This window comes from Saccharopolyspora sp. NPDC045839 (assembly GCF_056431645.1).
Window position 1 is genome coordinate 83,316 of the sequence record NZ_JBWKKH010000007.1, and the last position, 14,043, is coordinate 97,358.

At 69.2% G+C, this 14,043-nt stretch carries 12 protein-coding genes; 7 read left to right on the forward strand and 5 right to left on the reverse strand.

From position 1 onward, the window contains the following. Positions 1-19: 19 nt before the first annotated feature. The 3 genes from mraY to AC07EQ_RS12440 are packed head-to-tail and all read right to left on the reverse strand — an operon-like array spanning position 20 to position 4,118. Positions 20-1,099, reverse strand: coding sequence for a phospho-N-acetylmuramoyl-pentapeptide-transferase (gene mraY / locus AC07EQ_RS12430; RefSeq protein WP_132485480.1), 1,080 nt, complete (start codon positions 1,097-1,099; stop codon positions 20-22). Next, positions 1,096-2,565 carry a UDP-N-acetylmuramoyl-tripeptide--D-alanyl-D-alanine ligase gene (locus tag AC07EQ_RS12435; RefSeq protein ID WP_478388083.1) on the reverse strand — a complete coding sequence of 490 codons (1,470 nt, stop codon included), beginning with the start codon at positions 2,563-2,565 and terminating at the stop codon, positions 1,096-1,098. The genes mraY and AC07EQ_RS12435 overlap by 4 nt, the downstream gene beginning before the upstream one ends. Then, a complete protein-coding gene (locus AC07EQ_RS12440; RefSeq protein WP_478388084.1) occupies positions 2,562-4,118 on the reverse strand; it encodes a UDP-N-acetylmuramoyl-L-alanyl-D-glutamate--2,6-diaminopimelate ligase in 1,557 nt (518 codons plus the stop codon). The genes AC07EQ_RS12435 and AC07EQ_RS12440 overlap by 4 nt, the downstream gene beginning before the upstream one ends. Before the next feature lie 220 nt (positions 4,119-4,338). Here AC07EQ_RS12440 and AC07EQ_RS12445 point away from each other — a divergent pair, with 220 nt between their 5' ends. Genes AC07EQ_RS12445 through AC07EQ_RS12460 form a run of 4 tightly spaced genes read left to right on the forward strand, consistent with a single transcriptional unit; the run spans position 4,339 to position 7,798 of the window. Then, complete coding sequence (locus tag AC07EQ_RS12445) at positions 4,339-4,899, forward strand: YbaB/EbfC family nucleoid-associated protein (RefSeq protein ID WP_478388085.1); 561 nt, start codon at positions 4,339-4,341, stop codon at positions 4,897-4,899. A 20-nt stretch (positions 4,900-4,919) separates the two neighbouring features. Beyond that, a complete protein-coding gene (locus AC07EQ_RS12450; RefSeq protein ID WP_478388086.1) occupies positions 4,920-5,240 on the forward strand; it encodes a type VII secretion target in 321 nt (106 codons plus the stop codon). A 4-nt stretch (positions 5,241-5,244) separates the two neighbouring features. Further along, a complete protein-coding gene (locus AC07EQ_RS12455; RefSeq protein WP_478388087.1) occupies positions 5,245-6,675 on the forward strand; it encodes a WXG100 family type VII secretion target in 1,431 nt (476 codons plus the stop codon). Then, complete coding sequence (locus tag AC07EQ_RS12460) at positions 6,656-7,798, forward strand: pentapeptide repeat-containing protein (RefSeq protein WP_478388088.1); 1,143 nt, start codon at positions 6,656-6,658, stop codon at positions 7,796-7,798. Before AC07EQ_RS12455 ends, AC07EQ_RS12460 begins: the two co-directional genes overlap by 20 nt. Positions 7,799-7,808: 10 nt before the next feature. Here AC07EQ_RS12460 and AC07EQ_RS12465 read toward each other — a convergent pair whose 3' ends face one another. Beyond that, the gene (locus AC07EQ_RS12465) at positions 7,809-8,390 is read right to left on the reverse strand and encodes a TIGR03086 family metal-binding protein (RefSeq protein WP_478388089.1); all 582 of its coding nucleotides are present in this window, start codon (positions 8,388-8,390) and stop codon (positions 7,809-7,811) included. Positions 8,391-8,476: 86 nt separating this feature from the next. Here AC07EQ_RS12465 and pdxR point away from each other — a divergent pair, with 86 nt between their 5' ends. Both pdxR and AC07EQ_RS12475 read left to right on the forward strand, forming a co-directional pair. Beyond that, positions 8,477-9,889: a MocR-like pyridoxine biosynthesis transcription factor PdxR gene (pdxR, locus tag AC07EQ_RS12470; RefSeq protein ID WP_478388090.1), complete on the forward strand. Its 1,413-nt coding sequence runs from the start codon at positions 8,477-8,479 to the stop codon at positions 9,887-9,889. A gap of 110 nt (positions 9,890-9,999) precedes the next feature. Next, positions 10,000-10,485, forward strand: a complete 486-nt coding sequence (locus AC07EQ_RS12475) for a CHAP domain-containing protein (protein WP_478388091.1) — start codon at positions 10,000-10,002, stop codon at positions 10,483-10,485. A 65-nt stretch (positions 10,486-10,550) separates the two neighbouring features. Here AC07EQ_RS12475 and AC07EQ_RS12480 read toward each other — a convergent pair whose 3' ends face one another. Beyond that, complete coding sequence (locus AC07EQ_RS12480) at positions 10,551-12,269, reverse strand: IlvD/Edd family dehydratase (RefSeq protein WP_478388092.1); 1,719 nt, start codon at positions 12,267-12,269, stop codon at positions 10,551-10,553. A gap of 352 nt (positions 12,270-12,621) precedes the next feature. Between AC07EQ_RS12480 and AC07EQ_RS12485 the strand changes: the two genes are divergently transcribed. Beyond that, positions 12,622-13,971: an MFS transporter gene (locus AC07EQ_RS12485; protein WP_478388093.1), complete on the forward strand. Its 1,350-nt coding sequence runs from the start codon at positions 12,622-12,624 to the stop codon at positions 13,969-13,971. The last annotated feature ends 72 nt before the right edge of the window (positions 13,972-14,043 follow it).

The following is a 14,043-nucleotide window of genomic DNA, read 5'->3' on the forward strand; positions in this document are numbered from 1 at the left end:
ACTCACGACCTCCGCACAGTCACTTGAGGATCATGGCCTTCTCGAGCCAGTCCGCGTAGAACAGGCCGACGCCGAACATGCAGCTGATCCCGGCCAGCACCCAGAACCGGATGATCACCGTGGTTTCCGCCCACCCGGCGAGCTCGAAGTGGTGGTGGAACGGCGCCATCCGGAACAGCCGTCGCCGGGTGCTGCGGAACACCACGATCTGCAGCACCACCGAAAGCGCCTCGACCACGAACACGCCGCCGATGACGATCATCAGCAGCTCGGTGCGGGTGACCATGGACAGCCCGGCCAGCAGGCCGCCCAGCGCCAGCGAACCGGTGTCGCCCATGAAGATCTTCGCGGGCGCGGCGTTCCACCACAGGAACCCGACGCAGGCCGCCATCGCCGCCGCGGCGACCACCGCGATGTCCAGCGGGTCCCGCACCGTGTAGCAGCCCGGCATCGGCCCCGACGGCGCGAAGCAGTCGTTGCGCAGCTGCCAGAACGAGATCAGCACGTAGGTGGCCAGCACCATCGCCGCGGTGCCACCGGCCAGGCCGTCCATGCCGTCGGTGAAGTTGACGGCGTTCGACCAGCCGCTGATCGCGACGTAGGCGAAGATCACGAACCCGATCGCGCCGAACGAGATCACCGTGATGTCGCGCAGGAACGACAGCTCCACCGACGCCGGGGTGACGCCGTTCTGGTTGGCGAACCGGATCGCCAGGATCGCGAACAGCACCGAGGCGATCAGCTGGCCGACCAGCTTCGCGGTCTTGTTCAACCCGAGGTTGCGCTGCTTGCGGATCTTGATGAAGTCGTCCAGGAACCCGACGATGCCCAGCGCCGTGGTCAGGCCCAGCACCAGCAGCCCGGACGCGGTCATCGGGTCGCCGCCCATCAAGTGGCTCACCAGGTAGCCGACCCACATGGCCACCAGGATCGCCACGCCACCCATGGTCGGGGTGCCGCGCTTGGCGGCGTGCTGGCTCTGCACCTCTTCCCGGATCTCCTGGCCGAAGCCCTGCTTGGAGAACACCCGGATCAGGTAGGGCGTGAACAGGATCGAAACGACGAGCGACACGGCGGCCGCCACGAGGATCGGCTTCACGGCTGCTGCCTCCCCGCATCCCCTTCGGTCAGCAGGGCCTCGGCGACCCGCCACAGCCCGGCGGAATTCGATGCCTTGGTCAGCACCACATCACCGGAACGCAGCTCGGCGCGCAGCAGCGCGACGGCCGCCTCGACGTCCGGCACCAGAACCGACTCCTCTCCCCACGACCCCTCCAGCGATGCCGCCTGGTGCATCACCTGGGCCTGCTCGCCGACCACCACCAGCCGGTCGATGTTCAGCCGGACGGCCAGCCGCCCGATCTCGTCATGCGCTTCGGCATCCGACTCGCCGAGCTCGGCCATCGGTCCCAGCACCGCCCAGGCCCGGCCCGGACGCCCGCGGGTCATCGCGGCCAGCGTCTTCAGCGCCGCCCGGACCGACTCCGGGTTGGCGTTGTAGGCGTCGTTGACGACCGTGATGCCGCCCGGCGCCTCGCTGACCTCCATGCGCCGCGCGGACACCCGGCGCACCGAGCCGAGCCGCTCGGCCACCTCCTCGACGGTCGCGCCGAGCTCCAGCGCCACGGCGGCCGCGGTCAGCGCGTTGCCCACGTGGTGCTCGCCGAACAGCGGCAGCGTCACCCGGGCCTCGCCCTGCGCGGTGACCAGCGTGAACGTCGGTCGCGCCAGCTCGTCGACGTCGACGTCCACGGCGCGCACGTGCGCGTCGGGATGCTCGCCGACGAACACGACGCGGGCCTTCGTGCGCTCGGCCATCGCCGCGACAAGCGGATCATCGGCGTTGAGCACCGCCACGCCGTCCGCGGGCAGCGCCTCGACCAGTTCGCCCTTGGCCTGCGCCACCGCCTCCTGCGAGCCGAACTCGCCGAGGTGCGCGTGGCCGACGTTGAGCACCGCGCCGATGCGCGGCGGCGCCACCTCGCAGAGGTGCGCGATGTGCCCGACGCCGCGCGCGGACAGCTCCAGCACCAGGTGCCGGGTGCTCTCGTCGGCGCGCAGCACGGTCCACGGGTGGCCGAGCTCGTTGTTGAACGAGCCGGGCGGCGCGACCGTCGAGCCCATCGGCTCCAGCAGCTGCGCGATCAGGTCCTTGGTGGACGTCTTGCCCGACGAGCCGGTCACGCCCACCACGGTGAGCTGCGGCAGCCGGTCGACCACGTGGCGGGCCAGCTTCGCCAGCCCGGCCAGCACCGCGGCACCGGAACCGTCCACGTCGCCGGCCAGCGCCAGCGCGCCGAGCCTGTCGTCGTCCACCGGCGGCACGATCACCGCCGGGGCGTCGACCTCCCGCGCGGCGAGCACGCCCGCCGCACCCTCCGCGATCGCCTGCGCGGCGAAGTCGTGCCCGTCGACCCGTTCCCCGGGCACGGCCACGAACAACCCGCCGGATTCGATCTTGCGGGAGTCGAACTCGACACCCGCGCTGACGATCTCCGGGCCTTCCGCACGATGAAGCCTGCCGTCCACCGCTTCCGCGATGTCAGCGAGGCTGAGCCGGATCAACTTGCCTCCTCGTCGCCCTGCCCCCGACGAACATCGGTATCTCCTGGGTCCCCGAGCCTATGGCGCAGGGCTGCGGCGAGTTCCTCCCGGTCGGAAAAGGGGTGCACGACGCCTGCCACCTCCTGCCCTGTCTCGTGGCCCTTGCCCGCGACGACGACGATGTCGCCCGGTTCGGCTCGCTCGACCGCCGCGGCGATGGCCGCGCGCCGGTCGCCGATCTCGATCACGTCCCCGCGCTGGTCGGCGGGCACCTCCTGCGCGCCGGCCAGCATGGCCGCCCGGATGTCCGCCGGGTCCTCGCTGCGCGGGTTGTCGTCGGTGACGATCAGCAACTCGGACCGGCGGGCGGCCGCCTCGCCCATCAACGGCCGCTTCGCGACGTCCCGGTCGCCTCCGCAGCCGAGCACGACGATCACCTTGCCGTCGACCTGCGCGCGGGCCGCGTCGAGCACCGCGGCGACCGCGCCGGGCTTGTGCGAGTAGTCCACCACGGCGGTGAAGTCCTGCCCGAGCGCGACACGCTCCATGCGGCCGGGCACGTCGACCTCCGCGAGGCCGCGCTCGATGGCCCAGATGGGCACGCCGGCGGCGTGCAGGACGCCGATCGCGAGCAGCGCGTTGGCGACGTTGAACGGGCCGGGCAGCCGCAGCCGGATGTGCAGTTCCAGGCCGTCGGGGCCGTGCGCGGTGAAGGTCTGCTCCCCGGTGGGGAACGCCTGCACGTCGGTGGCGGACCAGGACGCGTCCGTGGCGGTGGACACCGTGATGGTGTCCGGCTTGACCAGCCGCTTGCCCCAGTCGGTGTCGATGCAGACGACCTCGTGCTCGGCGCGGCCGTCGAACAGCAGCGCCTTGGCCTGGAAGTAGTCCTCGAGGTCGCGGTGGAAGTCCAGGTGGTCCTGGGAGAGGTTGGTGAACGCGCCGACGGCGAACCGGGTGCCGGAGACGCGGCCCATGGCCAGCGCGTGGCTGGAGACCTCCATCGGCACGTACGTCACCCGGTGCTCGACCATCACGGCCAGCAGCGCCTGCAGGTCCGGCGCCTCGGGGGTGGTGAACGCGCTGTCGAGGCGGTCGCCCGCGATGCGGGTCTCGACGGTGCCGATCAGCCCGGTGCCGAACCCGGCGGCCTGCAGCGCGGACTCCAGCAGGTAGGTCGTGGTGGTCTTGCCGGAGGTGCCGGTCACGCCGAGGAGCTTCAGCTTCTGCGACGGATCGCCGTAGATCAGCGCCGAGGCCGCGCCGAGCACGCCGCGCGGATCGTCGTGCACGAGCAGCGCGACCTTGCCCTCGCGGACGGCGGGGTGCTCGGCGAGGGTGACCCGCTCGATCCCGGCCTGGTCGGTGAGCACGGCGACGGCGCCGGAATCCAGCGCTTGCTCGGCGAAGTCGGCGCCGTGCACGCGAGTGCCCGGCAGCGCGGCGAACAGATCGCCGGGACGAACGTGCTGAGCACGCAGGGTCGCCCCGGTCACCGGCGCTGCGGCAGCGCTGTGACCAGGGGCGCGAAGTACACGCGCGCCGATGAAATCGGCGAGCTTCTCGATCTCCACCGGCTCGACGTGAGACGGGCGAGGCGGAGCTGTCGCGACCGCGGAAGGCACGTCGCGACAGGCTACCGGTACCACCTGAGGAAGCATCCCCATGGTCGGCCACCCGTTCGGTCGAGCACGCGCTGAGCCGTCCGGCCCAACCCCGATTCGCCCGCGCCGCCGCGCTCCCGAGGTGCCGTAGAACTCCCCTGACTCGAATTTTCGGGCCAAGGGGGACGAGTTGCAGCCACCGGACTTCGGGGCGGATCCGGCGCAGGCGGAGAAGGCGCTCCAGAACTGGGCGCAGGGCCTGCAGGAGAAGGCACAACGCACGGCGGCGATGCAGCAGGAGATCAGCCGCATCCGCGTCACCGAACGCGGCCGCTCGGTAACCGTGACCGTCGACGCCGAGGGCGTCCCGACGGACGTTCGGTTCAACGATCAACGGACCTCGGGAGCGGAGCTGAGCGCCGAGTTCATGGCGGTCCTGCGCCGAGCCCAGTCCCGCATCGCCGACCAGGTGGCGGAAGCCACCAAGTCCACGCTCGGCGCCCGCGACGCGAAAGTCGCCAACGCGGTGACCGAGAACTACCGGCAGCGGTTCCCATCGGCGCCCCCGGCTTCTTCCCCGCCCCCTCCGCCGGGCCCGACCTCGCCGCCGGCACCTGCGCCTCCACCGCCCGGCCCACCGCCGCCACCCGGCCCACCGCCGCCACCCAGCCCACCGCCGCAGGCCGGTCCGGCGCAGGCGCACGGCGCCCACGACGACGGCGACTTCAGCGACGAGACGTTCCTGAACTAGGAACCTTCTGAGGGGAATCGATGGCCGAGGGCTTCCAGATGCCGGCCGAACAGCTGCGCGCGCACGCGGACCGCCTCGACGGCCACGCCTCGGCGATCGGCCAGGCCGCAGACGCCGGGCGGAGCGTGCGACTGGGCACGGACGCCTACGGCATGATCTGCCAGTTCCTCCCACCGATCTTGGACAGCACCGCCGAGACCGTGCTGTCCACCACATCCGCGGCGCACGACGCGGTTTCGGCGCTCTCGGCCGCCCTGCGCGACGCCGTCGCGGACCACGAGGCGACCGACGCCGAGATCGCCACCGGCCTCGAGCGCCTCGCCGACGAACTCGGCGGGTGACGACGTGGGCGACAACCCGCTGATCGCACAACCGCAGGACTCCTCCAGCTGGTACACCGGCATCGGCATCGTCGAAGCCATTTCCGACGTCAGCTCGGCGATCGAATCGGGCTCGTGGGCCGAGATCGGCTACTCCGTGCTCGGCGCCGGGCTGGAGGCCCTGTCCGCGGTCCTCGACCCCATCGGCACGGGGGTGTCCTGGCTCGTCGGCTGGCTGATCGAGTTCGTCCAGCCGCTCACCGACATGCTCGACTGGCTGGCGGGAAACGCCGACGCGGTCGCGGCCCACGCCCAGACCTGGCGCAACGCCGGCGAATCCCTGCGCTCCACCGCAGATGCGTTGCAGGCCGACGTCAACCGGGACACCACGGGCTGGATGGGTGCGGCGGCCGACGCCTACCGCTCCCAGCTGGCGGCCACCGCCGAGCTCATCCGGGCCCAGTCGCAGGCCGCCGGAGCGCTCGCCGAAGGAACCGAAACGGCCGGCATGCTCGTCGGCACCATCCGCGAGGTGGTCCGCGATCTGATCGCCGACTGCGTGGGCAGGCTGGTGTCCTGGGCCATCGAAGCGGCCACCGGGGTGGGCCTCGCCGCGGTAGCGGTCCAAGCCTCGGCCCGCGTCGCCCGCTGGGCCGTCCGGATCATGGAGGTCGTCCAGAAGCTGCTGCGAGCCCTGGGCGACCTGGTCCCCCTCCTCCGCAAGCTGGTCGACCTCCTCGGCCGGCTCCGGAAGATCCTCACCGACATAACCCACGGCAAACCCGCCCCGCAGCCCCCGGGAAAGCCCCCGAACACCCCCAACGACCCGAACACCCCGAAAAACCCCAACGACCCACCGGACGACCCACCGGACGACCCGAAAACCGGCCACCCCGACCCGGACGATCCGGATCGGCGAGGTGGGCACGATCATCTTCCCAGGACACCCGACGATCCCAATACTCCGCACCCGGAGATGACGCCTGCGGAGAAGCAAGCGCACTCGAAGTACCTGGACGAGCTGCAGCAACGTTACCCAGGAGACTTCGACGATTGGCGAACCAACGACCCCGCGCACGTGGGAAAGTCCAGCCCGGGAACCATAAACGAGAGTCGAATCGCACTCGACATGCGCGAGAGTGGCCGGCTTCCCGACTCCTTGACCCGCCCAACAAATCCCGACCATGGCGATTTCATAGACTCAAAAACACGCGAACGCTGGGACATCAAGAGCTTCTACAGCGACTACCCCGAGCACATACCACAAGACCACCGGAAGGGGCCGTTCAAGCATGCGATCACACCAGAAAGGTTCGAAGACTCGCTGACCAAGGAGTTCGCCGGAGGAAACAAAGTAATCGTCGATACGCGCAACGTCAACTCAGATGCGTTAGGATTCATGACTGAGATTGTCCAGAAGAACGGGTGGGAAGATCGTGTCCTCTGGTACCCATGATTGGCAGCCGCACCGGTGGCCGCACGATCCCGCGGTCGCCGAAGATCTCCGAAAGTGGCTCGCCGGCGAAGCACACGAACTTTTTTACGCCTTGGACGCAGATCTACGTGGCGCCGATTTCACTGGTGGCGATCTCACCGGAGCTTGGCTCACGGGAAGCAACCTTGCAGATACAGTGTTGCGCGACCTGATTCTAATCGACGCAGAGTGCACCGAAGCCAGGTTTACCAGAGCAGACTTGAGCGGAGCCAACCTGGCCAAAGCCAGCGCCGATCGCGCCAACTTCGCAATGTCGCGGTTAACCCGAGCCAACCTGACGAAGATCTCAGCAATGGGAGCAAGCTTTCACCGAGCAGACCTGACCGGGGCCAACCTAGTTGCATCCCTGCTTTCCAAGACCGATTTCAGCAATGCTGTGCTGACGCGTTGCGAGCTCGGCAGCAGTTCACTACGGGGCGCAACTCTCGCAGCAGCCAAACTCGAAGGCGCAACCGGACACATCGTCGGCCCTGTAGTAATTGAGACCCATCCCCAAAGAATTGCCTTGGACGGGACGGAACTGGAGAAATGGTTCCACAGCCAAGGCGCAAACATCGCCGTTCGAGCACCCGACCCGCAAAGCGCTCCAGCGCCTACCCCAACTCCAAAAAATCATCTTCACGTCCTCAAGCCGACCTTTGAGCCACTCGACCCCACCACGACCGCGATCCACGTCGATCTGCCGCATTCGCAGGTCAATCGCTGGGTTCAGCAGCTCGGCAGCGGCCCTGGACGGCTGATCGAGGTCGATGTCCGCAACGTGCCGTCCACCCGGGCCCTTGCCCACGCGATCTCACCAGGCTCAGGCACCCTCGCCGAGGCGATCGCCCGGGTTCCGGCGAAAGCGCTGCTGTTCACCAAGGTCGAGCAGCTCGGCGTGAAGAACCGCCCGGTCCTGGTCGAGCTGCTGCACGCCCTGCCGGCAGCCCTCACCGCCCGCGGAGCCGACAACGCACCGCTGCACATCGGCCTCGTCGACCTCTCCAGCGACAAGGCCGGCGCAGTCCTCGCCGAACTCCGCGGCGCACCGTCGGAAGACGTCGAGGAACCGATCACCGTTTTCGACTACCCCACCATGCCTTGAGCCCTGGTGCTCACCGCGGTTCCGGCCAATTCGGGTTGCGGCCGAGGAAGGCGAGCAGCTTGTCCAGGGCAGGCGCCGAGTCCTGGACCTCGATCATCGGGGCGAAAACTCCGGTGCCGTCCTGGGGCGGCGGGTTTCGGCGCATGATTTCCAGTGCCGTGGCCGGTAGGTCCTCGTCCGGTTCGTAGCGGGCGCCGATGGTTTTCGCCACGTCCCAGCCGTGGACCACCATGTCCACGAAGTGGAAGACCAGGGCCGCTCTGCCGGGGAACACGCCGAATTCCCGGACCCGGAGCCGCCGGTCCAGCACGCCTTCGGCGCCGAACGCCTTGCCGAACTCGGCGGCCGAACCGCGGTAGTCCTCCGCCGGGTCGGCGCCGAGCCGCCCCGCATCCCAGTCCACATCGGACGGTTCCGTGCCCGACGTGGTGGCGCGAGCGAACGCCAGGTTCTCGCTCACCATGTGCCGCAACAGCCCGTGCAGCGTCCAGTCCGCGCACGGCGTGGGCAGGCGCAGCTGGTCGGGGCAGATCTGGGCGATCACGTCACCGGTGCCCCGCATGGCCCGCCGGTGCAAGTTCCGAATGTCCACGCGTCGAGATTATGGACGGCCATCGGCCCAGCGGTAGGGCCAAATTCCGCCAACTCCACCGGGCCGATTTCGGCTAACCTCGCGGCGTGGAATTCCACGTGAGCCTGGTCGGCCGGGACGACCTGGCCGGGCAGATCTACCGGCAGGTCAAGGCAGCGGTCCTGGACGGCAGGCTTCGCACCGGCGAGGCGCTGCCACCCACTCGCGAACTGGCCAGACGCCTGTCGGTGTCCCGGAACACCGTCAGCGCGGCCTACGACCGGCTGACCGCCGAGGGCTTCGTGGCCGGCCGAACCGGATCGGGCACCTACGTGCAGCCGGGCGGCTTCGACCGGGCACCGGAATCGGCCACCGGGCAGGACATCCGGCCCGTCCCGGGCTGGGAGCGGATCCGGGTTCCCCGGATGGATCGGCCCACCCCGGACTTCGACTTCCGAGCCGGAATTCCCGACATCCGGTTGTTCCCCCACGCGGCCTGGCGCCGCCTGCTGGCCCATTGGTTCCGCACGTCGGGCGTCGGTTCGCCGATGTACGGCGACCCCGCCGGGCATTCCGGGCTGCGCGCCGCGCTGGCGCGGCACGTCGGGGTGTCCCGGGCTGTGCGGGCGACCGCCGATGACGTGGTGGTCACCAATGGGGCACAGCAGGCCTTCGACCTGGTCGGCCGGGTCCTCATCGAACCCGGGACCTGCGTTGCCGTCGAGGATCCGGGGTATCCGCCGCCTCGTCAGCTGTTCCGGGCGCTGGGCGCGAAGGTCGTCGGTGTACCGGTGGACGCCGAAGGCATCCAGGTCGACCAGATCCCCGACAGCGCCCGGATCGTGTACGTCACGCCGTCGCACCAGTTCCCGCTCGGCATGCCGATGTCGTTGCCGCGCCGGACGGCGCTGCTGGAGTGGGCCGAGCGCACCGGCTCGGTCATCGTCGAGGACGACTACGACAGCGAATTCCGCTTCTCGGGCAGGCCGATCGAACCGTTGCAGAGCCTCGACCGCGCGGGCCGGGTGATCTACGTCGGCTCGATGTCCAAGGTGCTCCTGCCCGTGCTGCGAATCGGTTTCCTGATCGCGCCGCGGAGCCTCCGCACCGCGCTGCAGGCCGCCAAGTACGTCGCCGATCTGCACGCGCCGATGCCGTTGCAGGCCGCGCTCGCGGAGTTCATCGAGGAAGGCTTGCTGGCCCGGCACATTCGTCGCGCCCGGACCGAATACGCGCAACGGCATGAACTCATCTCGACCGCATTGCGGCGGGACTTCACCGGCTTGGTCGAGCCGATCCGAGCCGCCGCAGGTCTGCACCTCGCGGCGCTGTTGCCGGAGGGAACCGACGACGAGTCGATCGCCGAACGCGCTCGGGACACCGGCGTCGGAGTCCTCGCGCTGCGTCCATACCGGAAGGCGGAGCGCGGTCGTCCGGGGCTCGTCCTCGGATACGGCGGGATCGCCGTACCCGACATCGCCGAGGGGCTTCGCCGCCTGCACTCGTGCCTCGCCGGCTGACACCGGCGGCGGGGCGACCGTCATCGGCTGTTCAGGTGATGGTGTTCGGCTGCGGAGATCGCTAGCGTCCTTCCCGTTCGTTGGAGATTTTTGCGCTCCGGGAGGACTTCGTGAACAAGAACCGTCTCGTTCGATTAACCGGCGCCTGCGGTGTTGCCGCAGCACTCGTGCTCGCTCCGCTCGCCGCGCCGAGCGTGATCGCCGAACCCGCATCGCAGGCCGTACAGATGAGTCCCGGCGACGGCACCGCGCAGGGCGCCGTCGAATGGTTCCAGAAGCACCAGGGCGACACCTCCTACCAGGGCCTCTGCGAGAAGGCCGTGGAGAACGCCTGGGGCACGACGGGCGTCTGGCCGTCCGCGATCGCGCACTGGCAGGGCGCGGTGCGCGCGGGCAAGGCGCACACCGACGGCTCCACCCCACCCAAGGGCGCGTTCGTTTACTGGAACATCAGCCAGTACGGGCACGTCGGCATCGCCGACGGCAAGGGCGGCATCTACGCGAGCAGCATCGGCGGCAAGATCGGCCACGCCGACAGCGTCTCCTACTTCAAGAACTACCTGGGCTGGAGCGACCCGCAGGTGCCGCGCGGCTGACCACAGTGGACACTCCTGGCCGGTCGCGGGTCTTCCAGGACGCCCTGGAAGACCCGCGATCGCCGTCAGTGGCCGTCGCGGGGCACGTAGCTGCCGGACTTGCCGACCAGGAAGTCCAGATCCGCACCGTCGGACGCCTGCAGCACGTGGTCGTAGTACAGCCGCTGGTAGCCGCGCGGGTACGGGTTGTCGGGGTCCTTCCACTCCGCCCGGCGGCGGTTCAGCTCCTCTGCCGGCACTTCCAGGTCGAGGCGGCGGTTCGGCACGTCGATGCTGACGATGTCGCCGGTGCGCACGAAGGCCAGCGGGCCACCCGCGGCCGCCTCCGGCGTGACGTGCAGGATCACCGTGCCGTAGGCCGTGCCGCTCATCCGGCCGTCGGAAATCCGCACGATGTCGTCGAATCCGCGATCCTGCACCTTCTTCGGCACGGGCACGTTGGCCACCTCCGGCATGCCCGGATAGCCCTTCGGTCCCGCGTTGCGGACGATCAGCACCGTGTTCTCGTCGACGTCGAGATCGTCGTCCTTGCACACCGCGTAGTAGTCGTCGACATCCTCGAAGACCATCGCCGGGCCGCGGTGCTGCAGCAGCCGGGGCGACGCCGCGGACTGCTTGATCACCGCACCGCCCGGCGCCAGCGAACCGCGCAGCACAGCCGTTCCGGTGCCGACGGCCTGGAACGGCTCGTCGAACGCGGTGATCACCTCTCGGTTGTGCACTTCCGCGCCGGCGATGTTCTCGCCCATCGAGCGGCCGGTGACCGTCACCGCCGAGCGCTCGACCAGGTCGCCGAGTTCCTTCAGCACCGCGGGCAGCCCGCCCGCGTAGCAGAAGTCCTCCATCAGGAACTTGCCGCTGGGTTGCAGGTTCACCAGCGTCGGCACGTCGCGGGTGTCGGTGTCGAAGTCGTCGACGGTCAGCTCGACGCCGACGCGCTTGGCGATGGCGATCAGGTGCACGACGGCGTTGGTGGAGCCACCGATCGCGGCGTTGGCCCGGATCGCGTTGCGGAACGCGTCGCGGGTGAGCACGTCGGAAGGCTTGAGGTCTTCCTCGACCATCTCGACGATGCGCTGCCCGGTTTGCTGGGCGGCGGCGTAGCGGCGCGCGTCGACTGCCGGCCAGGACGCCGCGTACGGCAGCTGCATGCCGAGCGCCTCGACGATGCAGGCCATCGTGGACGCGGTGCCCATCGTCATGCAGTGCCCGTTGGAGCGGGACATGCAGCCCTCGATGAAGTAGCACTCGTCCTGCGTGATCTTGCCCGCCACGAGGTCGGCCTCGGCCTGCCAGACAGCCGTGCCGGAGCCGATATCGGTGCCCTTGTACTTGCCGTTGAGCATCGGCCCGCCGGTGAGCATCGCGGTGGGCAGGTCGACGCTGGCCGCCGCCATCAGCAGGCCAGGGGTCGTCTTGTCGCACCCGGACAGCAGCACGACGGCGTCCAGCGGGTTGGCGCGGATCGTCTCCTCGGCCTGCATCGCGAGTAGGTTGCGGTAGAGCATGGTGGTCGGGCGCATGAGCGTCTCGCCCAGCGCCATGTTCGGGAACTCCAGCGGGAAACCGCCCGCCTGCCACACCCCGCGCTTGACCGCCTCGGCGATCCGCTGCTGGTGGGCGTTGCACGGCGCCAGCTCGGACCAGGTGGTGCCGATGCCGATCACCGGGCGGCCGTCGAACACCTCGTCGCTGTAGCCCTGGTTCTTGACCCAGGATCGGGCGGTCATCCCGGCCCGGCCGTGGGCCCCGAACCAACTCGCACTGCGCCGTGGCGTGCTCATGCCCATCCCGTCTCTCCGCGCTTCACAGTTGTGGTTGCGTCCGGCTCGATCTCACGTTTCGCGGTTTCTTGTGGCTGGTTTGCGTCACGTTCCCCTGAGGTGCGGTTGAGCAGGACTGGGGTTGACACAGGGCTCCTCATGCGTCCTCCATAAGAGACCATGGTCTGACCACTGCGACGTAACCAGCTCGCTCGGCCGGGCGCAATAGCCCGGCCCAGACCATCCGCAATCTCGAACAATGGTTGCGATACCGGACGCGCCATTGACGGCCCCGACCAGCAGCCCTACGCTCGTGACCCAAATCACGAACGAAGTTCGATATTTCGAACGCTCACCACCTCAGCGGGGAGGCATGGTGCACACCGGCGAGCGAGCGCCCGACGAGGCGCTCACGACCGCGATCCGGCGGGTCATGGTGCGGCTGCTGCCGTTCCTGTTCTTCATGTACGTGATCGCGTTCCTGGATCGCGTCAACATCGGGTTCGCCAAGCAGGAGTTCCAGGCGCACGCGGGAATCTCGGAGGCGGCCTACGCGCTCGGGGCCGGGCTGTTCTTCATCGGGTACGCGCTGTTCGAGGTGCCGAGCAACCTCATCATGACGCGGGTCGGCGCGCGCTGGTGGATGTGCCGGATCATGGTGACCTGGGGCCTGATCTCGGCCGCGATGGCCCTGGTGAACAGCGAGTTCCTGTTCTACCTGCTGCGCTTCCTGCTGGGCGTCGCCGAAGCGGGCTTCTTCCCCGGCGTCATCCTGTACATCACCTACTGGGTGCCGCACGCGTACCGGGCGCGCTGCAACGCGCTGTTCTACTTCGGCATCCCGCTCGCCTCGGTGCTCGGCGGCCCGCTCTCCGGGCTGCTGCTGGAACTCGACGGCGCGGCGGGAATCCTGGGCTGGCAGTGGATGTTCGCGGTCGAAGGCCTGATCGCGTGCGTGGTCGGCGTGTGGGCGTACTTCTACCTGGACAACAAGCCGGCCGACGCCAAGTGGCTCTCGCCCGACCAGCGCACCGCCCTGCAGACCGCGGTCGACCGCGAGGCCGAGGCCAAGAAGGCGCACGGGCCGCACCGGATGTGGTCGACCCTGGTGGACCGGCGGGTGCTGTTCTTCTGCCTGATCTACTTCCTGATCCAGTGCAGCGTCTACGGCATGACGTTCTACCTGCCGACGCAGGTGGCCGCCGCCGTGGGCAGCAAGGTCGGCCTGCTGGTCGGCCTGGTGACGGCGATCCCGTGGACCGTGGCGCTGCTGGTGAACATCGCGGTGTCCACCGGCGCGGACCGGCTCGCCCAGCCCAAGAAGCGGTTCGTCGCCGCGGCCTGCGTCGCCACCGGATCCGTCGGCATCGCGGCGTCGGCGTACTTCAGCAGCCCGGTGCTGGCGATCGCGGGCCTGTCGGTGGCCGCCGCCGGGTACATCTCGGTGCAGCCGGTGTTCTGGACGTTCCCGGCGGCGTACCTGACCGGCACGGCCGCGGCGGCCGGCATCGGACTGATCAACTCGCTGGGCAACCTGGGCGGATTCGTGGCCCCGATCGCGAAGACCTGGATCGAGACCTCCTTCCGCTCGCAGACGGCGGGCCTGTACATGCTGGCGTTCTGCGGCTTCGCGGCGGCGGCGCTGTTCCTGACGCTGTCCCGCTTCAAAGCCCCCGCCGAGGAGATCCAGACCTCACCGAGCAAGACAGGTGGGGCCGCCTGACGGCGGGTCGGTCGAACGACCGTGGTGCGGCAGGCCGCTTGATATAAACGGCTTGCCGCATCACGACGTTCA